Source organism: Paenibacillus marinisediminis (assembly GCF_054343325.1).
The window spans coordinates 189,487-216,172 of the sequence record NZ_JBTGUH010000001.1; the positions used below are offsets into that span (position 1 = coordinate 189,487).

A 26,686-nucleotide genomic window follows, 5' to 3' on the forward strand; every position below is an offset into this window, starting at 1 on the left:
TGCGAAAGGGCAGCCTAACAGAAGAATCCGGCTTCCTTTAAAATCTTTTATTGAGCTAGCTTAATGAAAAAGAGCAGCTGCTGCCGGCAAACTGCTCATTGATTCTGTTGCATGTATTCAGCTATATATTGTTCATTCCAAACCTGCGCCTCAATAAAATAATCAAATCTCCGATTAGGATCAGACCTCCATTTCTCCCCAGGCATACCAAACTGATCAATAATATCGATGATGCCTTGTTTAGTAAAAAGTTTACCATGATATTGAGAATTAAAATGAACGGCATCTTTCTCCATTGATATAAATCGTGTTGCCATACTATCTGGATATTTGTGTTTATTATGGGTAAAGACGTTGATAGCTTACATTCCTTTCCGAGAGATCCTATTCTACTAAGGATTCTGTTCTTTTCCCATCTAGATTTTTAATCGCCAACAACGAATTATCCTGAATGATTCCTGTATCTACGAAACCAAATGAAGCGTATAATTTTTTAGCTATGACATTACTTGTTCGATAAAAGAGGGCTACATATTCTGCTTCCCCATATGGCATAGTTTCAATATCCATCAACATTTTTTCAAAGGCAAGTTTGCCATATCCTTTCCCTTGATAACTCCTTTCAATCATAAAATGCCAAATAAAGTAGCTCTTCTTCCCGTAAAAAACTTCATTTTCAAATGATTCGTGATCCAACGTATCATAAATATACATCAAAAATCCAACCGCTACTTCATCGGCATAAATGGCAAAGGGAGTCGTTGGTATCCCGTCTGCGTTCAACACATGAGCGTCTGCAATGCTTCTGAGGTTAGTAGTTTCTATAAAGTCTTTCTGGTTTTCTCCAACTTCAAGTTCTATTACTTCATCTATGTTATCCCCGGTTATTTTTCGTAATTCAATCATTTTCTTATCTCCTCTTCTAAGACAATCCACTACCACACATGGTCTATAACATTCAAAATATCATTTCCATAATTCTCAAAATAGGGTGCACAAAATATTCACCAATGCTAACTCTTTTTCCCCTGTGATTTCTATTGTTCGACGTTAAATCTCTCAAGCCATTTCTCATTCCAAAAAATGAGATGATTCACTATCGACCATTTTGATTGTTTAATTTCATTCTCCCATGCTGCTTGTGTTGCATTTAAATCTATTAATATTTTTTTACGGTCTACACCCAATAAAACATCGTCAAATCGAATTGATAATTCTTGGCGAACCGGGCTGATGGCGCTACTATAGACGACGTGAATCACCTGTTATTACCGTAATCATAATCAAGGGTGAATAAATGGTAAACGGATAAAATATTTAAATAAATACTCTACACCGCTAGGAGTGCATGTAATAAAGTTCTGTAAGTATAGGTTTACTGCCCGTTACTTAAAATAAAGGCCGCCGTTTTGAATCGACGGCAGCCTATTTCCATTCCGCTTCTTTCCACCAGGTTAAGCTAACAGACCTAACCAATCTCTCCATTGTAAAAGGCTGATATTCACAATAGCACTTCCACTAAACCAAAAAAAGCCGCGATATACGCGGCACTTAATGAGATAAAGTTCTTGTCATCCGACACATGGCTGTGACAAGTCAGGTTAAGAGATCCTGAGTTCTTTTCGTTTATAAAATTAATACGTATTATATATATTTTCACATTCTTCCGCGGTCGGTTCATAAAAACAGTGCTTCTTCCATCGTCCTACGAACGGCTGATTATACCAAGTTGGCGGACATGGTCCGGGATTTTCGAACGTTCCTGGACGGAAATACCATAGAGAGAATTTGGCAGGCCAATTCCGCTCCCCATTCACAGCCCTTCGCGCCAGACGGCGTTCCCTATCTCTTGCGTTTTGATAGTACAAACTATGTTGCAACGCTTCGAACGCGTGCGGCTGATTGATCATTTGGGGAATTGTCCGGATATCTTTAAAATCGGAGCAATTCGCCCTTATTCGGTTGATGCCAACATTTCCAACAAGGAGCATGCCCATTTCGCCTTCGGTCTCAGCTTCAGCTCGAAGCAACCTCGCCAACATATTAATATCCTGTTCTCTGGCTTTTACGACTGCCATTGGCTCACCTCTTTATAATTCTAGATTCATCATATTGTAGGTGAAGCGGATGTGTTCCTCTGGTAAAAATAAAGAGCGATAATAAATAGCCGTTCTGCCACACCTAAACCATAAAACACCATCGAACACCAAACTTATCAATAAATGAGACTAGACATGGACTGAAGAAAATGGGGCCTATTGGGGTAATCGTTTTGCTGTTTTCATTTAATACTTGATATGCCTCTCTTAAAACTTCCTCGTTCTCAAAAATTGCGACAATTTCCATGGTGGACTCAGCTGAGGACTCTTTAGTCCCGCCGAAGTCACTGAGCATTAATCTAGTTCCAAGAATGTGCATCTCCGCGTGTATGACGAATTTCTCAGGATCTTTCTGTGTATCATACATGATTGAATCAGCTTCAGTTCTAAAGGCTTTTTCATAAAGATCGATAGCTTCAGAACAAGCGCCATTTAAATATAGCTGTGCTACTAACATAGCTCCACTCCCTTAAATAAATCTAGAATGTCATTTAGCTTATAACAAATATCAATTCGCAGTTCGTACAGGTGTAATTAAGAATAGGGTAGACGACGTATCATCTTCTGGCTGTATAATGATTGGGCTTGCCCTTCCAGTAAATCTTAACCTGACATACTCACTATTAACACAACGAAGTATATCGATCAGGAACTTCCCATTCAGAGATATATGAAAATCCTCGCCGTTCAGCTCCTTTATCGGCACTTCATCTTGTATATCTCCTATTTCAGCCGTTCTAGATAATAGGTCTAATTTATCGGAAGTGGCCATTATCCTTATTATACTTTCACCCGCTAACACCGTTTCCCGTTCAGCAGCATTCAAGAAACATGATGTATGAACAACAACCTCTGCTACATAAGATGTTGGAATTACTTTTTTTATTGATGGATAAGCCCCCTCTATTAATGCAGACTGAATCTGGATATTGCCTGTTATAAATACGATTTGATTCATACCCAATTCAATTTCAATAGTGTTGTCTTCACCGTCCAATATTCTAGATACTTCATATAGATTTTTACCTGGTATTATTACATGCGCATCGAAGTCTACATCACTATCCATAACTATAGTTCGGGATGCAAGACGAATTCCATCCGTGGCCACAAGATGAAGAGAATCATTATGATAAGCAAAATAAACCCCTGTTAATACCGGTCGACTCTCGGACGAAGAAACTGAAGCTGCAACCTGTTTGATGGAAGACTTCAATTGAGCGCTATCAATTTCAAATTTTAACGGAGTATCGCTCTCTACAAATTGAGTTGACGGGAATTCTGCTGGATCCATTCCACACAACCGAATCTGAGAATGACCTGAAATGATCGTGAGAACCATATGTTCTCTAATCTCAAGAGTAACCACCCCAGCATCAAACTTACGAATAATCTCGTAAAAATATCGTGCTGGAACAACAATGCCACCAGTTCTTGCGATTGTCATAGAGCTGTTATTCTGAGAGGCCCTATATTGAATAGTCAAACTTGAGTTGCTTGCCGTAAAAATTAGTTCACTGGGATCTGCCTGAATCTTTACTCCGGTTAGTGCGGGAATCGGACTGTTCGTTGAGACAGCCTTCAATACGTGCTGAACAGCGTTTATGAGAGAATCTTTTGATATATGGACCAACACAGAGCTCACCTACTCATCAAGACAATTTAGGTATAATAAGATTCGATAATATTACGGATAAGTTCCGAACGAGATAATTGATGATCCGAACACTGTTTCTCTACTTTGCCCCATATTTCGTCCGTTAGAGTTAAGGATACTTTTTTAGTTTCGCCAATACTTTTCCTCCCGGCCCCTTCCCTATAACCTCCTCTCGTAGACATAAAACCTAACTGACCTTCTTTATTGGAAACCCCTATTTTAATCTTATTTTTGCTCATATTATCGTTTCCTTGTAATTGAATTTGGTAACTTAAATCATATGTACTTATTTTCATTCTATCATACAATTCATTCTCCTTACAATATTTTCTATTGGTAGTATGACATATGGTACTTGGCCAGAATAAACGGGTTTAGACTATTAAATTGTTGAGTATTGTCATTTGTGGTAGAATTAAACATGATTATTCGATCTTATAGCACATATCTTCATACAGGAGGAGAAGGAAATGAAAAGATTAACTGCAATGTTTTGTGTGGCACTCATGGTTTTGGCACTCGCGGCTTGTGGCGGAGAAAAAGCTGATAATCGTACAATGGATGTGTTTGTTAAAGCGTTCCAAGATGCCGGTTATGAAGTTGATGCAGGCGAGAAGCCCTTATTTGATATGATTGGGGCAACAGATGGATTTATGTTTAATGCGGACAACAAAGTAGTCAAAGTTTACGAATTTAAAGACGTAAAATCAATGAATGATGCTCAGAAAAAGAATGAACAGTTGATGGCAAAATGGTCGGCGAATGGTAAATTCATGCTTGAAACCACAAGTGAAAAAGCGGCTGAAGTATTTAAGGCAATACCTAGTGATAAATAATTAGTAGTTTGAGAATAAAAAAAGCCTGAGGAGTCAGGCTTTTTTTTGATATGAGACATACAATTTCATATTTAAACTGCACCAATGACCCGATGAGGAACATATGGCTCCTCCAGCGACATCATTTCTTCAGGTGTTAACATAATCGAAAGAGCATCTACCGCATCTTCGAGATGAGACATTTTCGTTGCTCCTATAATAGGAGCTGTTACTGGTTCTTTCTGCAACAACCAAGCAAGTGCGATTTGAACACGGGGAACACCTCGGTTTTCTGCGATAGCTGCAACCCGCTCCACAACCAATCGGTCACTTTCCGCAGTCGCATCGTATTTAGACTTCTGCACTTGATCGGTTTCAGAACGATGCGTTGTATCTGCCCAATCACGAGTTAATCTTCCTGATGCGAGCGGGCTGTATGGAATCACTCCGATCTTTTCTTCTTTACAAAGCGGCAGCATCTCCCTCTCCTCTTCACGGTATATGAGGTTAAGATGATTCTGCATGGATATAAACCGAGTCCATCCATTCTTTTCAGCCACATGCAATGCCTTAAGGAACTGCCATGCGTACATGGCAGAGGCACCTATGTATCTTGCCTTCCCAGCCTTCACAACATCATGCAATGCTTCCATCGTCTCTTCAATGGGAGTATGGTAATCCCAACGATGGATCTGATAGAGGTCTACATAATCAGTTCCCAATCGCACAAGACTCTTATCAATTTCACTCATGATTGCCTTTCGGGAAAGACCAGCACCATTTGGACCTTGATGCATACGAAAATGAACCTTGGTAGCGAGGACAATCTCATCACGATTGGCATAATCCTTTAGTGCTCGCCCAACTATTTCCTCACTTGTTCCGTCTGAATACACATTAGCCGTATCAAAGAAATTGATACCTAGATCGAGAGCTTTTTTAATGATAGGACGACTGCGCTCTTCATCAAGTACCCAAGGGTGAATCCACCGATCTGCCACACCAAAGCTCATACAACCAAGACAAAGTCGAGATACATCCAAGCCTGTATTTCCGAGTTTCACATATTCCATTAGATTATTCCTCACTCTCAAATAGATATTGTTCCTTCATCTCTAGTTTATTCTATGGAGTTATTATCGTATTCTCGAATATCACGAGGCGACTTGCCGACATGCTGTTTAAACAGCCGATTGAAGTTGGACAGATTGCGGAAGCCGCACTGCTCCGATATATGAATAATCTTCATCTCTGTCGTCTCCAATAGATGAACCGCGTGCGTCAGCCGAAGCTGAATCAAATAATTCAACGGAGAAGTCCCGGCTGCCTGCTGAAATAAAGCACTAAAGCGTGAAGGGCTGAGATGGACTTGTGCCGCTAATTCCTGCAGCGTCCAAGCGTAGCCAAGCGACATCTCCATCGTGCGAACCGCCTCTTTAATCGCACATATTCCGCGTTGCTTCAGAGGAGTCTGATCTTGATCCGACACGCTCAGAAAGCGATTGGATAAACCAAGGAACCGTACTAAATCAGCTCGAATCAAACTGATATAGGTAGTGTTACACGTGATATATTCTGTCATCATACGATGGAAGAGTTCTTTAAGTTCTAAAGCAATCGGCTCCTCATGACCCACGATGTTAATCTCTCGAAACGGCTTCATCAGATCCGGATCATAATTCAGATCGAAAGCCAACATAGATGGATCAAACATAATGATATCCATCACTAGATTCTCTGTTTCAAACACGCGGTGCAGATCATCGCTATTAATAAATAATATATCCCCTTGCTTAAACTGCAGCTTCACGCCGTTAATCAAGTAGAAGCCGCTACCACTTCGAATATAGTTTAGTTCAAGCGCATGATGCCAATGTAAACGCTGAATTTCAGGGTTGACGCCTTCTGTAGTGGAGGCAGTAAACGGGAACAATGGGTCCGGAAATACGATATGATCCCGTATAATCGTCTGCGGTTTGTCCATGTGTGATCCTCCTCTTTCAACTACGTTAGTTGTTACATATAATCACTAAATTTTACCACGACACCGTCAATCTATCTAGGATATGTTCTCCTCTTCCTCAAATAAAGAAGCGACAGCCCCTCAGACACACTCTTCTGAAGGAACTGCCGCTATATCATCCTAGTACCCTATTATCGTTCACCAGCAGAAACGACTGCTGTGGATTGACTCTGCAGCTGCTTCATATAGCTTGGCAGATGAATAACCTCATGCGATAGTCTTGCCTGTTCAGCGGCAAATGCCATCAGATGGCTCTGAACAGATGCTTCTGCGGAAGTCAAGCCCTTGCCGCTGCCGCCTTTACGTACTAGCTGTACGAAGTCAGCAACTAGACGCATATCCCCTCCGCCGTGACCGTATGCATCTTCAAGCAGAGGCTTAATGATCTCGTATTGTTCCTGATCGAAGCGTCTGATCTCGATCTCATTCTTATCAATGTCGCCGCGAATTTCTCCCATCGTTCCCATTAGCTTAAGTGTTCGTGAACAGTGTTTCGTAAAGGCGGACATCGTGAATGCGACTGTTACTTCATTTGCAAACTCCATATTGACGACTTGATGATCGACCACGTTGTTATCGCAATGGTATACGCATCGTCCATATGGTCCTTCCTCCAGCGCTTTCTTGCGCGCTTCGTAGCTCTGATCGTCGCTCAGAGCTTGCAGCATCCAGTCCTCGCCACCTGTCAAATAGTAGTTCGGCGCATAGTAGACGCATGTATCTGAGACAGGGCATCCATCCAGGCAGCGCAGCGGTGCGCCTTCCGGAGCATATTCCGCTTTGTAGTGCGACAGACTGCCAAACGACGAGATATGTATGCAGTCTGAGCCGACTAGCCAGTGCAGAATATCCATGTCATGGCTGGATTTGGCCAGAATCATAGGGCTGGATTTATCAGAGTTGCCCCAGTTCCCGCGCACGTAGCTGTGCGCTTGGTGCCAGTAAGCTACATTTTCATTGTGCTGAATCGACATTAACCGCCCAATCGCACCTTCCTCCAGCAATCGTTTCAACGTATCAAAGAACGGTGTATAGCGAAGCACATGGCATATGGAAAATACGCGACCTGTACTGCGCGCCTTCTCTCCCATCTCTACGCACTCCAGCGGATCAGGAGACATCGGCTTCTCCAGCAGCACATGATAGCCTGCATCAAGTGCCCGCATCGTCGGTTCATAGTGCATCTTATCCTGTGTACAGATAATGATCGCATCAGCCAATTTAGGCTGGCTAAGCAATTGTTCCCAATCCGCAAAGCACATCTCATCTGGAAGTCCATGCGCCTGCTGAAACATAGCTCTTCGATCAGGATTCGGATCGGCTAGTGCTACCACTTCCATCTCATCTGGATTGGTTAAAGCATAATTGGTATAGACCACACCTCTTAGACCTGCGCCAAGCAAAGCTACTTTTACCTTGTTCGACATATCATCCATCTCCCTATTATGGTTCGCTATCCGTCTGACCGACTGATCGTGTCGACAACAGCTTCTTCCTGATTCTTGCAATTAAAGTTACTCCTATCCTATTGGATTGCCATAATGAAGTAAAGGTTTTTTACTTGTTTAAATAGTACGATTTTCCAACAATAGAATTGGCATCTCTGAACGAAAGCCTAGCCGGACTACGCAGCAGGAATTTACCTTGATCTGGAGAAATTACATGTTAATATGGATGAGAATTCGACTATTTTTTAAGGAGTGATAATAGATGTCGTTGAGAGGAGACTTATTACATAGAAAGGGAGCCACAAAAGCAGAGAATATCCCTCATGATGTTATCGCACTGCTTAATCAAGGAATAATGGAGAGTGTTAATCTGACAGAATGGCTTGCTGTTAACCATATTTCGCTGCTGAATCATGTTCTGCCGTCAATAGGTTTAGAAGATAAACTAGAGTATATAGCATCTGAATTAGAAAGGCAGAATGCCGAATCCGGAATGAAAGCGATACGATTGACAGGGGCTTTATTAGATAAAGTTATGAATGAAGTAAGTGAGAGCGGAAAAGAAGCTATCATCGAGAAATGCTCCACTCATGTTTCAGATAGTGTAAGGTGTTGGGCGGCATTTATGAATAAAAAAATGGACGATACAATAGAAGATAAATTGTCGTATATCATGCCTTTTGCGGCAGATCATCACTTTGGGGTTCGTGAGATTGCTTGGATGTCTGTTAGAGAAGAACTTTCTCTAGATATAAATAAAAGTGTGGAATTACTGGTAGAGTGGGCAAAAAGTAATAACGAATACATTCGCAGGTTTTCTGTAGAGTCAATTCGTCCTCGCGGTGTATGGTCTAAGCATATTGAAGAGTTAAAGCATAACCCTCAACTAGCACTCCCTATTCTGAATCTGCTCCAATCCGATCCTTCCACATATGTACAAGATTCGGTTGGCAACTGGTTAAATGATGCTAGTAAAACTCAACCTGAATGGGTGCTCCAATTATGTGAGCAATGGGAGAAGGATTCCGATACGAAAGCAACCGTTAGAATTATAAATAAAGCCAAACGAACAATAATGAAAAATGCGTGAGACAAGAACGGTGCAGGATGCTGAATAAGGGGCGATAACACGCCCCCCACTGATTATCAACATATCACCAGCTAAAATAGCGAAGCTATATCATTCTGCCCAGATCAGCGCCAGCCCAGATCGCAGCGAGTGCATCGCCAGTCTGATGGGCGTCTCCAATAATATGGTATGGAATATGTGTAGCCTTCACCATTTCCACTAAGCTGTCATCGCTCTTCGATCCGACTGCCAGTATAGCCGCCTCAATACCGGGAACGATCTCAGTATATCCGTCATGCTCAATCACGAGCCTTCCCTTCTCTAAGGCAATACACTTCGCTTCCGTATAGATGTCAACATCGGCATCTCTCAAGGATTTCATGACATACGGCTTGGTATGAAAACCGATTCCCTTGCCTATTTCATTGGTAATCTCGATAATAACGACTTTCTTGCCCGATGCCGCCATCACCTCTGCCGTTTCAATGCCTACCGTTCCTCCACCGATGATAACGACGCCCTGCTCCTTCACAAAAGCGTCCCCGTAAAGTACATCCCTTGCTTTATACACATTGCTGTCACGAATGCCTGGAATCTCTAGCGATATCGGCTCAGATCCCGTCGCGATGACGATCTCGTCCGGATTCAAAGCTTTAATGTTGTCTGCATTTGCCGACGTGAACATTTGAATGTCAATGCCAGACTTATAAGCTCTAAAGCCAAGAGAGAATGCCGCGTCTTTAAACGCTCGCTTATGTGGAGAAGCCCCTGCGAGTACGAGTTGACCGCCTAAGCCGCCGGTCTTCTCAAACAGTGTCACAATATGCCCTCGCTCCTGCATCGTGCGAGCCGCTTCGAGTCCTGCAGGCCCTCCGCCAATAACAAGCACATGCTTCTTCTTCTCAGCAGGTATAAGCTGATACTCTACTTCTCGTCCCGTCGCGGGATTGAACATGCAGCTAGGTTCGCTTTCGCCGCTGAACATGCGCGTGATGCAGCCTTTATTGCACGCAACACACCGAATAATCTCATTAGCTCTGCCGTCAATTGCTTTGTTGACGAAGTGTGGATCAGCGAGTAGCACTCGACCAAAGCTTATGATATCCGCCTTGCCCTCTTGCAGTATCGCTTCAGCCATGTCCGGCGTTGTAATTCGACCCCCAACCAGAACTGGGATGTTCAAATGCTTCTTAATCGCGGCGGCCACCTCAACGTGAGTCTGCTCGGGCATATATGTATTCGGTGCCTCATAACCGAACGCATCGTGATTGCCCTGTGTGACATTAAGCGCAGCTATGCCCGCTCCTTCCAGAATTTTTGCCATCTTGATCGTTTCATCGAGATGCAGGCCGCCCTCCACATGTTCTTCTCCGCTAATACTCATCATTATAGGAAAGTCTTCTCCTACTTTACTACGAACATTAGCTAATACTTCTATTGCAAATCTCATGCGATTATAGAGGCTCCCGCCGTATTCATCCGTTCTCTTATTGGAAAATGGGCTCAAGAAGCTGCCGATCAAATAACCATGCGCACCATGCAGCTCAATAACGTCAAATCCCGCTTTCTTCGCACGGAGCGCCGCATCTCCGAACGCTTCTACGATCATCTGTATATCTTGCAAAGTCATCTCCTTCGGCATTTCCTGGTAGAGGGAACACGGAATGGGAGAAGGTGCTAAGAGAGGCAGTCCCGAGTTCTTCGAGCTCATCTGTCTGCCAAAGTGTTGAAGCGATATACAAGCTACCCCGCCATTGTCTTTAATCGCTTCGGCAAGCTTCGTCAGTCCAGGTATAAATTTATCATCATAGCTGCCTACATACTTGGGCCCTGCGGAGGTTTCATGTACGGGCGATATCCCCACCGTGTTCATGCCAATGCCGCCTTTAGCGCGTTCTATGTGATAGGCGATCAGACGATCACCCACATACCCGCCCAGCTCTGCATATCCAGTCCCCATTGCAGTCATAACTGATCTATTCTTCAAGGTCACATTGCCAATTTGTATAGGTGATAAAAATGTCTCGTACATCTTTTATCCCTCCCGATTCGTGTATCGATTCTATCTTCAATTCTATAAAAATCCACGCGGAAACTCATTGATATAATTCACGTCGTGCTGTTGAAAGACGTGTTTCTAGCTAAAAAGACAGCAATCCGGGTACAAGTACCGTTGGACAGGGGCGTGGACTCATCCAGTCGCGCCGTTTCATGCCCGTAAGCGGGAAATTCCCCGTTACAGCTCCACTTAGAGGGCTCCACTCTTGCTGTAACGGGGAATAACCGCGTTACAGCATGCACAGCCCCTCCGTGTCGCGCCGTTCCGCGCCTGTAAGCGGGAAATTACCTGTTACAGCCCACTTAAAGGGCTCCGCTATTGCTGTAACGGGGATAAACCACGTTACAGCAAGCACAGCCCCTCCGTGTCGCGCCGTTTCATGCCCGTAAGCGGGAAATTCCCCGTTACAGCTCCACATCGAGGGCTCCGCAATTGCTGTAACAGGGATAAACCGCGTTACAGCAAACTCTGCCCCTCCGTGCTGCGCCGTTCCATACCCGTAAGCGGGAAATTCCCCGTTACAGCTCCACTTGGAGGGCTCCGCAATTGCTGTAACGTGGATAAACCGCGTTACAGCAAGCACAGCACCACCGTGCCGCGGCGTTCCGCGCCTGTAAGCGGGAAAATCCCCGTTACAGCTCCACTTCGAGTACTCCGCAATTGCTGTAACGGGGAATAACCGCGTTACAGCAAGCTCAGCCCCTCCGTGTCGCGCCGTTCAACACCCGTAAGCGGGAAATTACCCGTTACAGCTCCACTTGGAGGGCTCCGCAATTGCTGTAACGTGGATAAACCGCGTTACAGCAAGCTCAGCCCCTCCGCACCGAGCCGTTCCGCGCCTGTAAGCGGGAAAATCCCCGTTACAGATCCACATCGAGCGCCACGCACTTGCTGTAACGGGGATAAACCGCGTTACAGCAAGCTCAGCCCCACCGCACCGCGCCGCTCCGCGCCTGTAAGCGGGAAATTATATAAGATTATACTCATTCTTTACCTTGAACCACTTGTTATTTGGTGTATTATGAATAGTGTTCGCCTTTTTACTGTATCACCCTTTTTGTGAAATATCTTCTTCCTTGATCGTGTTCTACTGTTCCTTAATTCATGCTCTTTTGAAATAGTTGGGGGTTGTTATATGAAAAAAGATAAGCAATTATCCATGTTGTGGCTGCTTCGTTATCTTCGTCCGATTAAAGCAAGATTGCTGTTCCTGTTGGTCTTGCTGCTGACTTCGACAGCGCTGCAGCTTATTAATCCGCAGATTATTCAACGATTTATAGATACAGCAGCTGAAGGTGGAATCGTCTCGACTCTGTTCGTTCTCGCTGGTATCTACCTTGTCATTGCCATCTTTAATCAGCTCATTACAGTAGCCGTTAGCTATCTTGGCAATGATGTATCCTGGCGAGCAACCAATCAGCTGCGCGGAGATCTTCTCAAGCATTGCCTGCGGCTGGATATGAGATTCCATAATCTCAAGACTCCAGGCGAAATGATTGAACGAATCGACGGCGACGTCACCAGCATGTCGAACTTCTTCTCTATGTTTATCGTTCAAGTTATAGGCAGTTTTGTACTGTTGACAGGAATTCTTGGCTTTATGTTTGCAACCAACTGGCCTATTGCCATCGTCATGACCTTGTTCACAGCAGTGTCTATATTCTTCATGGTATTCATTCGTGACATGGGCGTGAATTCATCCAAAGCAGAGCGTGAAGCCAGCGCCTCCTTGTTCGGATTCATTGAAGAGCGCATCGCAGGTATTGAAGATGTTCAAGCAAACGGCGGTGTTCCCTACGTCATGAATCGATTCCATCGTGCCATGCGCGCAGTATTCCTGAGAGGAAGAAAGGCGTGGATGATGCGCGTAGTCCCTTGGAATACGACTGTTGTGTTATTCGCTATCGCTGTTACCGCCGTCTTACTATTAGGCGTTCACTATTACTTGATAGACGAGATATCTCTTGGAACTCTCTTTCTCATCTATCAATATACTCAGATGTTGAATGATCCGATTGAAATGCTCGGTGATCAAGTGCAAGAGTTCCAAAAGGCAAAGTCCGGCATGCTTCGCTCACGCGAACTGCTGTCCAAGCAAAGTGAAATTGTAGAAGGAAAGGAAGTATCGCTTCCTAACGGTGCTCTTGGACTGGAGTATGAACATGTGAACTTCAGCTATAACGTTGATAAGCCGGTGCTGCAAGACATATCGTTCTCGATTCAGCCTGGTGAGCGGCTCGGGATTATCGGGCGTACCGGCAGCGGAAAATCAAGTCTCAGCCGTCTGCTGCTGCGACTGTACAATATCGACAGCGGCGTGATTCGGATCGGCGGAGTAGATATTCGAGAAATGCGCTTAGACGCCCTGTATCGCCGAATCGGAATGGTCACGCAGGATGTGCAGTTGTTTGACGGCACTCTTCGCGACAATTTAACCTTGTTTGACAGCCAAGTCACGGATGAACAAATACTCGATACGACCGCAAGACTCGGTCTGCAGCAATGGATTGATGCTCTGCCGGACGGATTAGACACTCATCTAGCGACTGGCGGGACATCTTTATCCGCTGGAGAGGCACAATTGTTTGCTTTGACACGAGTATTCTTAACCGAACCAAGCTTGGTCATATTGGATGAACCTTCTTCTAGGCTGGATGCCGCAACGGAAGCCATGCTGCAATGCGCTGTGGATCAATTGCTTTCACAATGTACGGGTATCGTTATTGCGCACCGCTTATCTACGCTTGAATCCGTAGACAAGATCATGGTGCTTGGGGATGGCCGTATCCTTGAATTTGGCGAACGCGAAGCGCTGGCTAATGACGAGAATTCCCACTATGCGAAGCTGTTAAGCACTGGGAGAGAGGAGGAACTGGCATGACAGTAGGTCGATTTATCCAACGCCTGTTTCAATTTAGACTGTCCCTGTTTATCGTAAACGGACTGCTGTGGGCAATGTTCCACTCGCTGCCGTTGCTTATCGGACTAGGTATGCAATGGTTCTTCGATAGAGCTACAACTCAATCACATGATTACCTGTGGCTGGCAGTTCCTTTAATTGTAATTGCTCTCGTAAGAATATCGAGGGTGGGTGTATTCTTTCTCGCCTTCTATAAATGGATAACGTATATCTACCATATTCAAGCTGTGCTGCGAACCAACATGCTAGCCGGTATCATGCGCTGGCCAGGACGCAACCTGCCTGCCTCCTCTGGAGAAGCGATGAGCCGCTTCCGTGATGATGTAGAAGAAGTTGTAGAGTATGTAGAGTCATGGGTGGATTTCTGGGGACGACTGGTATTTGCTGTCGTTTCGATCGCGATTATGACTTCGATCAATTGGAAGATAACCATTGTAGCCATTCTCCCGCTCTTAGCTGTCACCATGCTGAACAACCTATCCGGCAACCGCGCACGGCGATATGGGCAGCAGAACCGTGAAGCAACAGGGCGCATTACTAGCTTTATCGCCGAAACATTTAGTGCCGTGCAGGCGCTCAAGCTGGGGCAAGCCGAAGATAATGTCGTGAAACGATTTGTCACTCTGAATGAAGCTCGACGCAAGGCCGCGCTTAAGGATAATCTGTTCAAGCAGTGGATGAGATCTCTCAATCAGCATGTGCTAAGCATCTGTACAGGTGTCATTCTTCTCATGTGTGCCACAGAAATGCAGGCAGGACGCTTTACGGTTGGAGACTTTGCGCTATTCACGGCGTATTTAACAAACTTCGGATTCAGTATTTCGCTGTTTGGCTACATGGTGTTTCAGCATAAGCGGCTTAAAGTATCGCTCGATCGCATGCAGGTTCTGTTCCGTCCCAGTGAGCAGTTCCGAATTATGGAGCACAGTGCGATTCACCTCTATGATTCTCCGCCGGAGCTGCCGGCAGTGAAACGAGCCAAGAACGATCTGCTGCATAACTTGCAAGTTGAGGGACTATCTTTTACGTATCCGAATTCTGAAAATGGAATCACGGATATCAACTTTAACTTGGAACGTGGGAAGTTCCTAGTCATTACAGGCAGAATCGGATCAGGCAAATCAACGCTTGTGCGCACGCTGCTCGGACTGTTGGAGAAGTCGAGTGGATCTATTCGCTGGAATGGGCAAGAAATTAATCCGGCAACTTTCCTTATTCCACCTAGATCAGCTTATACACCGCAGGTGCCGCGGCTGTTCAGCGATACACTTCGCGAAAACATCCTGCAAGGTAACCCTCAGCATAGCGAGGAATCGCTTGACCGCGCGGTACGATTAGCCGTCATGGAAAAGGATATTGAGGACTTAGAGCATGGACTTGACACAATGGTGGGACCAAGAGGCGTTATGCTCTCAGGCGGTCAGATTCAGCGCGCGGCTACGGCGCGGATGATGATGACGCAGTCAGACCTGTTCATCTTCGATGACCTGTCCAGTGCACTGGACGTCGAAACCGAGAAAGTGCTGTGGGAGCGTTTATTTGCAGAAAGAGACGTAACCTGCATCGCTGTATCGCACCGTCGAGCAGCTCTTACCCAAGCGGATCATATTATAGTAATGAAGGATGGTAAGATCGAAGCAGAAGGAACGTTGTCCGATCTACTTGCCACAAACACTGAGATGCAGCTTCTCTGGCAGGGTGAACAGACTTCAGTTGAGGAAGAAGAGGAGCAGCTCGTAAAGAGCAGCTAGCTGCACATAAATAAAGCCTTCAGCACTACTTGCAAGTGGTGCTGAAGGCTTTTTTGCGCATGTATTGGGATTGACTCACATGAGTTTCTCCTTTCGGTCAACCTATTTAATGTGTTGCTTGGAAGTTCATTTTCACTAATGGGGCGAACCTATTTGGAGATGTCTACGAATCCCTTGCCGAATACATCACGCACATCATGAATCGTAATAAAGGCCTCGGTGTCGATCGATTTGCATATTTTCTTAAGCTGGCTTATTTCTTGTTTGCAGATCACGATATATAGCATCTCTTTCGGCTCCTTCGTGTAATATCCATGCCCATAGAGTACCGTAACACCGCGATTCATAAGTACATTGACTTGTTCCGCGATCTGATTCTGCTCTTTGGATACGATCGTGACCGCTTTCTTCGGATTAAGTCCTTCAATGATGAAGTCCATTACCTTTGTCGCTATGTAGAGCATCACAATCGTGAGCATCAGACTTTGCACGCCAATGATAAACATTGATGCGAAGGCTACAATCAGGTCAAAAAACAATAACGCATAGCTGACGTTCCAATCCAAGTACTTGTTCATAATTCTCGCAAGTATCGTGCTCCCGGCAGTCGTTCCGCCAACTCGAATAATTAAACCGATCCCTACCCCTGAAAATATCCCGCCAAAAACAGCGTTCAACATCAACTCATCCGAAGCTATGCGCCAATCCGCTGTAAGGTGAAGAAACAGAGAATTGAACGTGACCGCAATAATCGTATATATGGTCGTTCTCTTATCGAGAAATTTATAGCCAACAAGCAGTAAGATGGCGTTCAGTACGAAAGATACGAGCCCAGGAGACCATTCGAATAAATAGTACAGAATGATCGTGATTCCTGTCACTCCGCCTTCGCCGAATTCATTTGGAATAACAAATAGATTGATAGCAAGCGCAAAGATCAATGATCCTAAAATAAGCATAAGTATGTCGATATATCGTTTTTTCATGTGCAAATCCCTTCTAGTTGTAATAGTTAGTCTGCAAGTCCAACCAGTACAGCATACCATTCCTACCACATGTTGTGGTACCCCTTTTCATAAACAATTGCATTCAACTGCGATGAGCTTCTTATTCCTTCCATAGCATTCTCCTCACTATTTCCCTGAAAATAAAAAAACATCCACTCAGCAAAAATTAGCCAAATGGATGCTTTATCTTTATTAAGATATGCCTAAGTATTCCTTCAAGCCAGCAATAATCTGCTCAGCAACTCTCCATTGGAAAGCCTCATCGAACATGATCATTTCTTCCTTCTCATTCGTTAAGAATCCGACTTCCAACAAGATTGCCGGCATTACCGTCTCCCGTGTAACCTTATGGTCCGCCTGCTTCACTTTTCGATCGACAAACTGGGTTCCTACTAGTAAATGCTTATGCATAACCTCTGCAAGCGCCTTGCTGTCTGCCCGATTAAAATAGGTCTCCGTCCCGTTTACATTCGGATTCTTATCTACACTGTTCCCATGAATGGAGACAAATAAATCTGCCTCTATCTTGTTTGCGAACGCCGCTCGTTCAGACAATTTTGGATACACATCTGTGTCTCGCGTTAATACCACGTTCAGCTTAGGCTCATTCTTAGCCAGCTCCGCAACCTTGGAAGCGATCGCCAGATTCAGATCCTTCTCATAACGATTGCGTACGCTTACTGCCCCAGAATCTCCACCGCCGTGCCCAGGATCGATAACGACAGTATACTTGCCTTTCGGCTTCACATATTCAGGCGGTACGCCTTCTGACTTAGGAGCAAACATGATCGATATTAGATCATCAGATGTAGATATATTCTCATAGCTCAAGGCATAATTACCGTCTACAACGAATCGGACCGTGTTAGGCGACTGTGCGAACATCGCATAGCGAATCCGCTGGACATCCGGGTACTCGGCAACTTCCAGACTGCCTTGACTGCTCTTATCGAATTCATACTTATTCATAAACTCTTTAGAGAACACCGTATTCGGAAGATCGATCACGACACGATCTGGATTAGTCATGACCTGAATCTTGGCAGCGGCAGGCTTGTCCATGGAAATATGAAGCGTATTATCGAAAAATGCAAAATCCACGACATTACCATCAACCTTATTATCAGGCTTTGATACTTCACCAGATCCTTCATTCGTATTGTTCCCACTGCCTGATGAAGGAGGCTTCGTTGGCTCAGTCCCTTGGCCAGAACCGCTGCCGCCAGCGCTTCCACTAGGCGGAGGAGTCACAACCTTTTCATCATCAGGTGTGAACAAGTATACGGCCTTTGTATCCTTATCCCACTCTACTACAAGTCCCATAGATTCACCTACGAATCGCAATGGCACGAGCGTCGTATTGTTAATAACAGTAGGCGGGGTACTCATCTTAACCTGTTTCCCGTTGAGCAGCGCTTCAGACTTGTCTACTACGAGCTTAATATCCGTGCTGCCGTTATGTATGTTCACCGTTCGCGTCTTCTGCTCCCAATCGACTTTATAGCCCAACTCTTCTGAAACGACACGAATCGGTATCATAGATGAAGAGTTGATCGTCCTCATCGGCTCTGGGAGTGAAATGGAATTACCGTTCATATAAAGATTCTGCCCAGCAGCAGCATGACCGGCTTGCGGCCACACGATTAAAAATAACATGATACATAACAACCACACACTCGTCTTCACAATTCGCTGCATCTATCATTCCACTTCCTCTCTCGGTATTACATACCTATGAATAGTTAATGAAATCTTCAAATCTATAATAGATGCACATACTGCCATGTGCATTCATTTACCATGTTTACCATGTAAAAAAATATCTATTATTAGGATAATATCAGTAAATGAACAATATTTAAATAGAATATAACGAGATATTCGTCGAAAAGTGATCCTTTTACATTATACTTAGCAATATATCGCTTGTTGCGCTCATTTATGGCGAATTCGCAAGAATATTCTAAATTTGTCTTTAGCTATAAAAAAAGATGACCACCCAGAATTACGGATGGTCATCCTCTACTATTTACAAATACGAACTCTTCTACGAGTTCAACCGCTTATGATTCTGATGCGCGATCGTGACTAATGCGACATAGAACGGCTGCAAGTTGAATTTCTTACCGAATTCAAACATATAGGAAGCTAACTGAACATTGTTGGACTTATGATAAGGGGATGTAATGTAGTGAATCGTTAATTCGCTGTCATCAAATCCTGTACCGGCTGTTTCCATCGTCACATCAACGATCGAATCCAAGTGAATGGACGCCACTCGAGTCTTCTTGCCTGTTACGCCCTGGTGGTCAATGAAGATGAGCCGCTCATCTGTCATAATAAACGTGTCTCGAATAAGCTTAAAGCCCATTTGCACATTTTCATGCTGCATCAACAGGTATCCATATTGCTTGGCCAGTTCCTCTACGGATACATCAGAATAATTGCCTAGTATACCTCCAAACAAGTTAGCCATCGGCAACCCCTCCTGGTTATGATATAGAGTTGGTTCTTGCTTCATTCCACTACTTCAGTTGCCCTTCCATTATACTCGCGGTCCTTTGCAGTCGCAATCCGACAGAATTTAATTAAAGGAGAATATTATTAACTCCAAGATTCCGCCCCGCGATCATATCCAAGAGGCGTTAGAACGAGACCGACAGAACAGAGAAAGAAAGATAGAATAAGAGGTTGCTGCTATTCTCGGTCTTGTTACACAATCATCCTTAGCTTTTCCGATTCAACAGAATTCATAAATCGCTCCATCCGCTCCAGCGCCTCTTCCAGCTTCGACGTCGAAGTAGCGAACGAGCAGCGTATATGCCCCTCACCGCTCGAGCCGAATACATGCCCGGGAACAACAGCGACTCCCGCCTGCTTCAGTAGCAGCATTGCAAATTGCTCGGATCGAAGCCCCGTATGAGCGATCGAAGGAAAAGCATAGAAGGTGCCCTCCGGCTCACGGCAGGTGAATCCGATATCACTTAATCCGCGCACAAACATGCGTCTGCGCTGATCATAGGATTCCCTCATCATGTCCTTCGCTTCCATCCCATGCCGCAGCGATTCAAGCGCCGCGATCTGACCAAGAATCGGCGCGCACATCGCGGTGTACTGATGAATCTTCAGCATATTCGCGATAATCTCTCGATTCCCGCAAGCATAACCAACTCTCCAACCCGTCATCGCGAAGGCTTTCGAGAAGCCGCTGATCAGAACGGTCCGCTCTGCCATGCCGGGCAGCGCTGCGAGACTTACGTGTTTCTGACCAAAAGTCAGTTCAGCATATATTTCGTCCGAGATCACGACCAGATTATTCGCTTTGATCACTTCAATAACCGGCAGCCAATCCTCATACGTCATTATGGCACCCGTAGGATTGCTCGGGAAATTCACCATCAGCACTTTGGACTTTGGCGTTATCGCTGCTTGCAGAGCAGATGCCGTCAGCTTAAAGCTGTCTTCTGCCCTCGTCTCCACCTCGACTACTTTCCCGCCATGCAGATGCGTAATCGGAGAATAAGCGATATAGCTCGGCGATGGGATGAGGACCTCATCTCCTGGAGCAATCAACGTGCGCAGCGCGAGATCAACCGCCTCGCTGCTCCCGACCGTCACCATCATCTCGCTCACCGGATCATAGCTCAATTGAAAGCTATCCTTCAGATAGCCTGCAATCTCCTCACGCAGCTCCATCAGCCCTGCATTCGACGTATACATCGTCTTGCCGTTATAGAGAGCTCGAATGCAAGCTTCACGAATATGCTCAGGTGTCGCAAAGTCCGGTTCACCCACTCCAAGTGAGACAACATCCTGATTTCCATCACAGAGATCGAAGAAAGCTCGAATTCCAGAAGGCGGTATATCTCGCACAAGCGGAGAGATCCATTCATTAGACATCGCGCGTCACTCCCTTCTCTATTGTTCTAGCTTCAAGCGAGTACGATATAAGGAGGTCAAGCAGCTCACTAAAGGATATTCCCGCCGCTTGCGCACTCTTAGGCAGCAGACTGTTCTGCGTCATGCCTGGCAGTGTATTGACTTCCAGCACGTAGGGGATTCCGTCCTGAATAATCATATCCACGCGTGCGTATACACTGCATTTCAATAGTCGGTAACACGTTAATGCAGCTGCTCGCACTCGTTCATCAATCTCTGGCGGCAGCTCGATGACCTGCTCCTCCGCTCCGTCAGCATTGTATTTCGCTTCATAATCGAACCATTCTGAATGAGCCGCACGAATCCCGATATGAGGCAGCAGCTTTCCGTCCAAGATCGAGCAAGTGATCTCTTGACCCTTCACACAGCGTTCCACCAGCACAGAACGATCCCAGCGCAATGCTTCTTCTACAGCCGCTTTCAAGCCAGCGGGCTCCATAATCAGCTGCGTACCGATGCTCGATCCGCCAGCATTCGGCTTCACAATCACGGGATATCCCAACCGTTCAACGGCTTCCATTGAGAACTCCTCCATACTGTTCCAGCACAACCAGTCGGGAGTATGAATCCCTTCGAAGCGCATCAGCTTCTTCGACATATCCTTGTTCATGCACACACTGCTTGACAGCACTCCGCTTCCTGTGTAGGGGATGCCCATCGTTTCAAGAGCTCCTTGAACCGTGCCGTCTTCACCATATGCTCCGTGCAATGCAAGCAGCGCAACATCAAGTTCCTTCGCCTGTTCGATCAGATCTTCCCGCTTCGCAATGACAACGGAAGTAACATCATATTTATGCCGATCTAGGTGATTCAGCATTTCTCGACCCGTCATTAACGATATGTCAAGCTCAGATGAGACGCCTCCCATAATGACGCCGACCTTTAATCTAGAGTTCTCACTTGCGTCCATCCCTGTCTTCATGCTGCCGCACTCCTCTATCCCCTAAGTTGTGTTGCTATTTCGCCAATCCGTTGAATACCTGCTCGAATATCTTCATCGCTCACTCTGGAGAAGCCGAGCCTCATCGTATTCTGTCCACTTCCGTTCGTGTAGAAAATATCCCCTGGGGTGAAGATAACGCCTCGTTGAGAGCATTCCTCCAGCAGATCTCTTGTCTTGAATCCTTCTTCAAATTCAACAAACAGATGCAATCCCCCATCACCGGACAAACGAGTATACGGAACAAACTGTTCCACACAGCTCTTCGTCCATTCATACTTGCGCTTATACTCCGTTCTCGCCTTTTTCAAATACTTCTCAAAGTTACCATTCAATAAATATTGATATAGAATCGATTGATCTAATGTTGAGGTGTGAATGCAGCGGGCCCGCTTGACGCTCTCGAGATAATAAATGAGTTCTTTGTCAGCCAGCACCCAGCCTACTCGCAGTCCTGGGAACAGCACTTTGGAGAAGCTGCCGAGATAGATCACGTTGTTTCCTTGACCTGCAGCCGCCATCAGCGGCGATACATGAGAGCCTGAGTAACGAAGCTCCTCATTGAACCCGTCCTCGATAACCGGAATCTCATAACGTGACAAGAGCTCCATCAGCTTCAGCCGTTTCTCGGGAGACATCACGATGCCGGTGGGATTGTGATAGGAAGGAACCAGATAGGCGCAATCATAGGCTCGCTCGGACAATGCTTGCTCCATTTCCCGCAGGTTAACCCCATCCTCCTCCATGCCGATGCCCGTAATATCATAGCCATGAAGCTTCAGATTCTTAATCGCCGTATGATGGGTCGGATTCTCGCAGATGACGGCGCCGCTATTCTTGCCCAGGGCGGATAAGACGATATCGAAGCCTTCGGTGAAGCCGTTCGTGATCAAGATGTCTTTGCCCTCTACATCGACACCCTTGTGTTCCATGTAGCGCATCAAATATTCCATTAAAGGTCTATATCCTTGTGCATAGCCGTAATTCAGCAAGATGTCGCCTTCAACCGACATGCGATCCAGAAATGCTCGCTTCACATTTTCCAGATCAAACAGCTTCTCATCGGGCGCGATGCTAGTAAAAGAAATGGTTCCTCTCTTAGCGCGTATGCCGTGCTTCATTAAATCAAGCTCTTCGGCCATTCGGGCATGCCCGTTGACACGCGATTTCCAGTCCATATGGCAAATGGGCGCTGACACGCTGACAGATGAAGCACCTACGAAGCTTCCTTTTCCCTGCACGACATACACAAATCCGTCTTCTTCCAAGCCAGCGAAGGCAGATATGACCGTATTGCGGCTGATACCCAGCAATGTACTAAGCTCTCGTGTAGATGGAAGCTTCTGATCAGCCTGCAGAGCGCCCTTTATAATTAAGCTCTTAAAATAATCTTTCAATTGAATGTATACTGGACGGTCATCTATAGGTTTAAAATCGTTGAACATGTGTCATCGCTCCTACAACTATTCTGGCATAGAACATCATGCTAAAAAAGAACCACAACCTTTGATTTTTCATCTGGTCGTGGTTCTTCGATTATAAGCCTGATAAGCTTCTTATTAAAGAGGCTATGATGAACGAAGCTTCTCTATTATTCTTATCGAAAGCAGCCCTTAAGGAATCATTTTACATTGACGGTGAAAATGAGTATCCATAGAATTGTTCATAGTATCTATGGTCATGATCTACTGGAGGTTATGTGTTGAAGAGGATCGTATTGCTCGCTTTAGGGTGGCTTTGCTTCATCGTTGGCTTGATTGGGGTTGTCGTTCCGGTCTTGCCCACTACGCCGTTAGTTCTGCTGGCCGCATTCTTGTTTGCCAGAAGCTCCACCAGATGGGAAGCATGGATTAAAGAGCGCAAGGTATACAAGAAGTATGTGGTACCCTATAAACGCAATCAAGGCTTCACAATGAGACAGAAGGTTGAAATACTAGGCACTACCTCGCTATTGCTCCTCATAAGCGGTCTATTAGTCGATCACCTGCATGTGCGGCTTCTGCTCGCCGTGATCGCGGTTAGCAAATATATTGTGTTCTTGCGGTTCATACCGACCATTCGACCGGAAAAAGTTATGGAATGATACTCACTTAAAATGTAATAGCAGAAAACATAAAAGCGCATCGCTCCAGTCGATGCGCTCTCCCGCTTGTTCCAACGTCACTCGATCCGCTTCTTCTTATTTCCCAATGTCTCTGACATCACTTCTTCTACCGTTAGGCCTTCTAGTCTCATATCATCAATCATATAATCGCCAGCGATTCTACCATCCCTCAGGAAGATAGCTCGTTCAATCACATGTTCAATCTCACTGACGATATGAGTACTGATGAGCAGCGTTTCATCACCGTTCAGGCTGGAGATCATCAATTTCAAAAAATCACGTCTCGTCAACATATCGACACCTAAGAAAGGCTCATCCATCAAGATATACTTGGCCTGCTTCGCTATACCGGCGCACATTTCCAGCTTGGACTTCTGTCCTTTCGAGAATGTCTTGATTCGTCTGTTCCGCTCAAGCTCAAAATAATCCAACAAGCTATTATATCGTTCCAGATTAAATCTTGGGAAGAAATCAGCTAGAAAATCAGCATACTGAGCAGGCGTCAGATCTGGCAGAAAGCTGCCCTCTTCCGTAATAAAAGCGATATGTTCATACTGCGTTTCAATAGGACTGCCATCAATCAGAATCTGTCCGGAATGGAGCTCACCTAGTCCCATAATAGCCTTCAACAGAGTCGTCTTACCGCTTCCATTGGCCCCTAATATGCCTACAATTTCGCCGCTGTTAATCTTCAAGCTATTAATATACAACGCGATACCTTTGCTAGGATATCGCTTTTCCACATATTGAAACTCTATCATTTTATCCCTCCTCGTCCAACAAGCAAGGTGATTACTCGATCTTAATATTGAAAAAGTTTCTATATTCGGCCATATCATAAGAAAAATTGCCTGCTGATTGACTATCTCGAATCAAGTCATCATTCACGTCCGTTATCAGCTCTCCTTGATAGAGAAGCTCATCTGACTTGAGTACGTACAGCATGAAACGCTGCGGCCAAATAATCGAATGGGGAATTCGATCTTCTTTGTCGCCTAAGGTCATCACCACGTAGGTCTTGCCATTGCGATGACTAATATGGGAGATACCTCGGTTGTTATCCACTTTACCATCAGTAAAATGCGCACGATTATAGTCTACCAGCTCAACTCCATTGGAGAAATCAACACTAAGAATCGTTTTATAAACATCTTGGTTTGTCAGAACATTAGGATACCTGTCAAAGCTCAGATTCAGGATATGATGCTCATGATCACTGTACGCGACGTAACGTGCACTATGCGATTCAAAGCTCATTTCTGCTTCAAGGTTGATAAATTGTGGCACAACAGCCTCGCCGATCAACTTCCCGCTCTCGCTGTCGTAGCCTCTCACGATCAAGCTGGTTCCTTCCGTCATAATAAGCGCAAGCTTGTCGCCCACCGCCTCTAAGCCGAGCACATGAATAGCGTTAGCAGGGTCACTCTTATTCTGATCCAGATCAATAGCTGCGAGTTCTTGTGTCTTTGGCCAGTTTTCAAGCGGAATAGAACTTCTATCACCATATGAAAATGCTAATTCATATATCCCGTTACTCCCTGTATAGTCAGCACTTGTAGGCACTGTGAAGTATACTTGATCGCCAATCTTAGTCAAGCCGTATACAAGCGGATTGGCATACGTGTAGGTATTAGGCTGAGAATTATGATAGATCAGTCCTGGAATGACAGACGCTGTGGCTGGAGCATATTGATTATTAACGTCTCGAGCAACGATGTCAAAGCTTAACGAGCCTTGCACCTCGTACAGATAACCATCCATTAGCTTGTATAGATCCGAAGGATACCTTTTGTCCCACACACGAGTTGGTTGATCATAGATCTTAGTTTCCGTACTAACTTGGCCATTGCTTAGCTTGAACACCGTACTGTGGTATCCGTCGCTTAGATCCCCTGTGATCGTCACATCCGCAATAGCAGACGGATCTCCACTCAGATCCCGGACATAGAACGTGCTGTTATCTTCGATCGTAGAAAGAGTGTAATACACGGATCCAAATATCAATATAAAGAGCAATAAGAATGGAACAGCTAGATGCTTCTTCACCTTATCCATACAGCTTCTCCTCCTTCCCTATGCAATCGCGCTTCTTCTGATCAACCGCATGCTATGCCATATAAAATACCCGCTCAAACCGAGCAGAACCGCGCTGTTTAGATACAAATTCTTATGTGAATAGAGTTCAGATGGCGGGCTTAGACGATATGTTAATACATTGAATAGTAAAATGGCCGCTGCGAACAGCACGACATACCCCCAGTACCGCTTGCTGCGCTCACAGATGGCGCCATAATACAGTCCTGTCACGAACGTGACGATAATGGCGAATGTGGAAATAGCTCCTTTCAGGCTAAAAGGCAGTATTAATCGAACATACTCCGAACGGACGAAGCTGAGAAACAATCCGTTGCTCATCACGTGCTCTCCACTGCTATAATTGAAGACTATCGAGTGGAACATCTGATAGCTGATTAGCATGCTTATCAGTTGAGCGGCGAGCAAGAGAAGTAGACATAGAATCCCTGCTGACAGCTTGCTCAGATACAGCATTTCCCGTCTGACCGGCAATGTCAGATACGTATAGATGCTCTTGCTTCCCCAGTAGCTGGCATATATCGTCTTGAGAAAATAAGCACCAAACGCCGCTAAGAAGATGAACTGTGCCGTCATGCCGCCTGATGAAACATAGAGGTCCTCGAAACGCTCGATCATATGTGTCGTGTTCGGTTCATACATAGCTGAGCGAAGCAGAAACAGCGGGGTAATGACAGTACCTAAGGATAGAAGCAGCACTGCTCTTAACATCACGCTTAATTCAACATTCAACAATCGATAATATCCCTTCATGATCAGCA

Annotated in this window: 25 protein-coding genes; 5 read left to right on the plus strand and 20 right to left on the minus strand. The window is 45.2% G+C overall.

Translation table 11 applies throughout. The annotated features are described in order from the left end of the window. Nucleotides 1-95 precede the first annotated feature (95 nt). The 6 genes from ACXX53_RS00985 to ACXX53_RS01010 all read right to left on the minus strand — a co-directional run bounded on the left by ACXX53_RS00985 (nucleotide 96) and on the right by ACXX53_RS01010 (nucleotide 4,064). Nucleotides 96-317: a hypothetical protein gene (locus ACXX53_RS00985; protein WP_458566734.1), complete on the minus strand. Its 222-nt coding sequence runs from the start codon at nucleotides 315-317 to the stop codon at nucleotides 96-98. A 67-nt stretch (nucleotides 318-384) separates the two neighbouring features. After that, nucleotides 385-906: a GNAT family N-acetyltransferase gene (locus ACXX53_RS00990; protein ID WP_458566735.1), complete on the minus strand. Its 522-nt coding sequence runs from the start codon at nucleotides 904-906 to the stop codon at nucleotides 385-387. 728 nt (nucleotides 907-1,634) lie between these two features. Beyond that, nucleotides 1,635-2,078 (minus strand): cell wall hydrolase, encoded by a 444-nt coding sequence (locus tag ACXX53_RS00995; protein WP_458566736.1) that lies wholly within the window; start codon nucleotides 2,076-2,078, stop codon nucleotides 1,635-1,637. A gap of 103 nt (nucleotides 2,079-2,181) precedes the next feature. Then, entirely contained in the window at nucleotides 2,182-2,556 is a 375-nt protein-coding gene (locus tag ACXX53_RS01000; RefSeq protein ID WP_458566737.1) for a VOC family protein, read from the minus strand. Nucleotides 2,557-2,607: 51 nt separating this feature from the next. Beyond that, complete coding sequence (dnaN, locus tag ACXX53_RS01005; protein ID WP_458566738.1) at nucleotides 2,608-3,744, minus strand: DNA polymerase III subunit beta; 1,137 nt, start codon at nucleotides 3,742-3,744, stop codon at nucleotides 2,608-2,610. A gap of 17 nt (nucleotides 3,745-3,761) precedes the next feature. Next, complete coding sequence (locus ACXX53_RS01010; RefSeq protein WP_458566739.1) at nucleotides 3,762-4,064, minus strand: hypothetical protein; 303 nt, start codon at nucleotides 4,062-4,064, stop codon at nucleotides 3,762-3,764. Between the two features lie 162 nt (nucleotides 4,065-4,226). On the opposite strand from ACXX53_RS01010, the gene ACXX53_RS01015 reads away from it, so the two are divergent. Continuing rightward, entirely contained in the window at nucleotides 4,227-4,592 is a 366-nt protein-coding gene (locus ACXX53_RS01015) for a hypothetical protein (protein WP_458566740.1), read from the plus strand. 71 nt (nucleotides 4,593-4,663) lie between these two features. On the opposite strand, the gene ACXX53_RS01020 is transcribed toward ACXX53_RS01015, so the two are convergent. From ACXX53_RS01020 to ACXX53_RS01030, 3 genes are all read right to left on the minus strand, one after another. Continuing rightward, complete coding sequence (locus ACXX53_RS01020) at nucleotides 4,664-5,644, minus strand: aldo/keto reductase (RefSeq protein ID WP_458566741.1); 981 nt, start codon at nucleotides 5,642-5,644, stop codon at nucleotides 4,664-4,666. A gap of 47 nt (nucleotides 5,645-5,691) precedes the next feature. After that, nucleotides 5,692-6,555 carry a helix-turn-helix domain-containing protein gene (locus ACXX53_RS01025; protein ID WP_458566742.1) on the minus strand — a complete coding sequence of 288 codons (864 nt, stop codon included), beginning with the start codon at nucleotides 6,553-6,555 and terminating at the stop codon, nucleotides 5,692-5,694. Between the two features lie 170 nt (nucleotides 6,556-6,725). After that, the gene (locus tag ACXX53_RS01030) at nucleotides 6,726-8,021 is read right to left on the minus strand and encodes a Gfo/Idh/MocA family protein (protein ID WP_458566743.1); all 1,296 of its coding nucleotides are present in this window, start codon (nucleotides 8,019-8,021) and stop codon (nucleotides 6,726-6,728) included. 283 nt (nucleotides 8,022-8,304) lie between these two features. Here ACXX53_RS01030 and ACXX53_RS01035 point away from each other — a divergent pair, with 283 nt between their 5' ends. Further along, entirely contained in the window at nucleotides 8,305-9,132 is an 828-nt protein-coding gene (locus ACXX53_RS01035; protein WP_458566744.1) for a DNA alkylation repair protein, read from the plus strand. Nucleotides 9,133-9,217: 85 nt separating this feature from the next. Here ACXX53_RS01035 and ACXX53_RS01040 read toward each other — a convergent pair whose 3' ends face one another. Beyond that, nucleotides 9,218-11,143: an oxidoreductase gene (locus tag ACXX53_RS01040; protein WP_458566745.1), complete on the minus strand. Its 1,926-nt coding sequence runs from the start codon at nucleotides 11,141-11,143 to the stop codon at nucleotides 9,218-9,220. Nucleotides 11,144-11,399: 256 nt separating this feature from the next. Next, on the minus strand, nucleotides 11,400-11,753 hold the full coding sequence (locus tag ACXX53_RS01045; protein ID WP_458566746.1) for a hypothetical protein: 354 nt from the start codon (nucleotides 11,751-11,753) through the stop codon (nucleotides 11,400-11,402). 552 nt (nucleotides 11,754-12,305) lie between these two features. Between ACXX53_RS01045 and ACXX53_RS01050 the strand changes: the two genes are divergently transcribed. Both ACXX53_RS01050 and ACXX53_RS01055 read left to right on the plus strand, forming a co-directional pair. After that, nucleotides 12,306-14,051, plus strand: a complete 1,746-nt coding sequence (locus ACXX53_RS01050) for an ABC transporter ATP-binding protein (protein WP_458566747.1) — start codon at nucleotides 12,306-12,308, stop codon at nucleotides 14,049-14,051. Then, a complete protein-coding gene (locus tag ACXX53_RS01055; RefSeq protein ID WP_458566748.1) occupies nucleotides 14,048-15,841 on the plus strand; it encodes an ABC transporter ATP-binding protein in 1,794 nt (597 codons plus the stop codon). Before ACXX53_RS01050 ends, ACXX53_RS01055 begins: the two co-directional genes overlap by 4 nt. Nucleotides 15,842-15,990: 149 nt before the next feature. On the opposite strand, the gene ACXX53_RS01060 is transcribed toward ACXX53_RS01055, so the two are convergent. The 6 genes from ACXX53_RS01060 to pdxR all read right to left on the minus strand — a co-directional run bounded on the left by ACXX53_RS01060 (nucleotide 15,991) and on the right by pdxR (nucleotide 23,172). Beyond that, nucleotides 15,991-16,827 (minus strand): YitT family protein, encoded by an 837-nt coding sequence (locus tag ACXX53_RS01060; protein ID WP_458566749.1) that lies wholly within the window; start codon nucleotides 16,825-16,827, stop codon nucleotides 15,991-15,993. Between the two features lie 213 nt (nucleotides 16,828-17,040). Further along, a complete protein-coding gene (locus tag ACXX53_RS01065; RefSeq protein WP_458566750.1) occupies nucleotides 17,041-18,534 on the minus strand; it encodes an N-acetylmuramoyl-L-alanine amidase in 1,494 nt (497 codons plus the stop codon). Nucleotides 18,535-18,895: 361 nt separating this feature from the next. Continuing rightward, nucleotides 18,896-19,324 (minus strand): PH domain-containing protein, encoded by a 429-nt coding sequence (locus tag ACXX53_RS01070; RefSeq protein ID WP_458566751.1) that lies wholly within the window; start codon nucleotides 19,322-19,324, stop codon nucleotides 18,896-18,898. 236 nt (nucleotides 19,325-19,560) lie between these two features. After that, the gene (locus ACXX53_RS01075; protein WP_458566752.1) at nucleotides 19,561-20,748 is read right to left on the minus strand and encodes an aminotransferase class I/II-fold pyridoxal phosphate-dependent enzyme; all 1,188 of its coding nucleotides are present in this window, start codon (nucleotides 20,746-20,748) and stop codon (nucleotides 19,561-19,563) included. Then, a complete protein-coding gene (locus tag ACXX53_RS01080; RefSeq protein ID WP_458566753.1) occupies nucleotides 20,741-21,709 on the minus strand; it encodes a D-alanine--D-alanine ligase in 969 nt (322 codons plus the stop codon). Before ACXX53_RS01080 ends, ACXX53_RS01075 begins: the two co-directional genes overlap by 8 nt. Before the next feature lie 14 nt (nucleotides 21,710-21,723). Further along, nucleotides 21,724-23,172 (minus strand): MocR-like pyridoxine biosynthesis transcription factor PdxR, encoded by a 1,449-nt coding sequence (pdxR, locus tag ACXX53_RS01085; RefSeq protein WP_458566754.1) that lies wholly within the window; start codon nucleotides 23,170-23,172, stop codon nucleotides 21,724-21,726. A 257-nt stretch (nucleotides 23,173-23,429) separates the two neighbouring features. Here pdxR and ACXX53_RS01090 point away from each other — a divergent pair, with 257 nt between their 5' ends. Next, nucleotides 23,430-23,810, plus strand: a complete 381-nt coding sequence (locus ACXX53_RS01090) for a YbaN family protein (protein ID WP_458566755.1) — start codon at nucleotides 23,430-23,432, stop codon at nucleotides 23,808-23,810. A 77-nt stretch (nucleotides 23,811-23,887) separates the two neighbouring features. Here the strand turns inward: ACXX53_RS01090 and ACXX53_RS01095 are convergent, their stop codons facing one another. Genes ACXX53_RS01095 through ACXX53_RS01105 form a run of 3 tightly spaced genes read right to left on the minus strand, consistent with a single transcriptional unit; the run spans nucleotide 23,888 to nucleotide 26,678 of the window. After that, nucleotides 23,888-24,592, minus strand: coding sequence for an ABC transporter ATP-binding protein (locus ACXX53_RS01095; RefSeq protein ID WP_458566756.1), 705 nt, complete (start codon nucleotides 24,590-24,592; stop codon nucleotides 23,888-23,890). 31 nt (nucleotides 24,593-24,623) lie between these two features. Next, nucleotides 24,624-25,886, minus strand: a complete 1,263-nt coding sequence (locus ACXX53_RS01100) for a hypothetical protein (protein WP_458566757.1) — start codon at nucleotides 25,884-25,886, stop codon at nucleotides 24,624-24,626. Nucleotides 25,887-25,904: 18 nt separating this feature from the next. Then, the gene (locus tag ACXX53_RS01105; protein ID WP_458566758.1) at nucleotides 25,905-26,678 is read right to left on the minus strand and encodes a hypothetical protein; all 774 of its coding nucleotides are present in this window, start codon (nucleotides 26,676-26,678) and stop codon (nucleotides 25,905-25,907) included. Between the last annotated feature and the right edge of the window lie 8 nt (nucleotides 26,679-26,686).

What these genes read in the sequence shown, in the direction of transcription:
- ACXX53_RS01030 (WP_458566743.1), bottom strand. Translation starts at nt 8,021, where the DNA reads ATGTCGAACAAGGTAAAAGTAGCTTTGCTTGGCGCAGGTCTAAGAGGT.
- ACXX53_RS00985 (WP_458566734.1), bottom strand. Translation starts at nt 317, where the DNA reads ATGGCAACACGATTTATATCAATGGAGAAAGATGCCGTTCATTTTAAT.
- pdxR (WP_458566754.1), bottom strand. Translation starts at nt 23,172, where the DNA reads ATGTTCAACGATTTTAAACCTATAGATGACCGTCCAGTATACATTCAA.
- ACXX53_RS01060 (WP_458566749.1), bottom strand. Translation starts at nt 16,827, where the DNA reads ATGAAAAAACGATATATCGACATACTTATGCTTATTTTAGGATCATTG.
- ACXX53_RS01020 (WP_458566741.1), bottom strand. Translation starts at nt 5,644, where the DNA reads ATGGAATATGTGAAACTCGGAAATACAGGCTTGGATGTATCTCGACTT.
- ACXX53_RS01055 (WP_458566748.1), top strand. Translation starts at nt 14,048, where the DNA reads ATGACAGTAGGTCGATTTATCCAACGCCTGTTTCAATTTAGACTGTCC.
- ACXX53_RS01040 (WP_458566745.1), bottom strand. Translation starts at nt 11,143, where the DNA reads ATGTACGAGACATTTTTATCACCTATACAAATTGGCAATGTGACCTTG.
- ACXX53_RS01000 (WP_458566737.1), bottom strand. Translation starts at nt 2,556, where the DNA reads ATGTTAGTAGCACAGCTATATTTAAATGGCGCTTGTTCTGAAGCTATC.
- ACXX53_RS01075 (WP_458566752.1), bottom strand. Translation starts at nt 20,748, where the DNA reads ATGTCTAATGAATGGATCTCTCCGCTTGTGCGAGATATACCGCCTTCT.
- ACXX53_RS01095 (WP_458566756.1), bottom strand. Translation starts at nt 24,592, where the DNA reads ATGATAGAGTTTCAATATGTGGAAAAGCGATATCCTAGCAAAGGTATC.
- ACXX53_RS01035 (WP_458566744.1), top strand. Translation starts at nt 8,305, where the DNA reads ATGTCGTTGAGAGGAGACTTATTACATAGAAAGGGAGCCACAAAAGCA.
- ACXX53_RS01100 (WP_458566757.1), bottom strand. Translation starts at nt 25,886, where the DNA reads ATGGATAAGGTGAAGAAGCATCTAGCTGTTCCATTCTTATTGCTCTTT.
- ACXX53_RS01070 (WP_458566751.1), bottom strand. Translation starts at nt 19,324, where the DNA reads ATGGCTAACTTGTTTGGAGGTATACTAGGCAATTATTCTGATGTATCC.
- ACXX53_RS00990 (WP_458566735.1), bottom strand. Translation starts at nt 906, where the DNA reads ATGATTGAATTACGAAAAATAACCGGGGATAACATAGATGAAGTAATA.
- ACXX53_RS01015 (WP_458566740.1), top strand. Translation starts at nt 4,227, where the DNA reads ATGAAAAGATTAACTGCAATGTTTTGTGTGGCACTCATGGTTTTGGCA.
- ACXX53_RS01050 (WP_458566747.1), top strand. Translation starts at nt 12,306, where the DNA reads ATGAAAAAAGATAAGCAATTATCCATGTTGTGGCTGCTTCGTTATCTT.
- ACXX53_RS01025 (WP_458566742.1), bottom strand. Translation starts at nt 6,555, where the DNA reads ATGGACAAACCGCAGACGATTATACGGGATCATATCGTATTTCCGGAC.
- ACXX53_RS01105 (WP_458566758.1), bottom strand. Translation starts at nt 26,678, where the DNA reads ATGAAGGGATATTATCGATTGTTGAATGTTGAATTAAGCGTGATGTTA.
- ACXX53_RS00995 (WP_458566736.1), bottom strand. Translation starts at nt 2,078, where the DNA reads ATGGCAGTCGTAAAAGCCAGAGAACAGGATATTAATATGTTGGCGAGG.
- ACXX53_RS01080 (WP_458566753.1), bottom strand. Translation starts at nt 21,709, where the DNA reads ATGAAGACAGGGATGGACGCAAGTGAGAACTCTAGATTAAAGGTCGGC.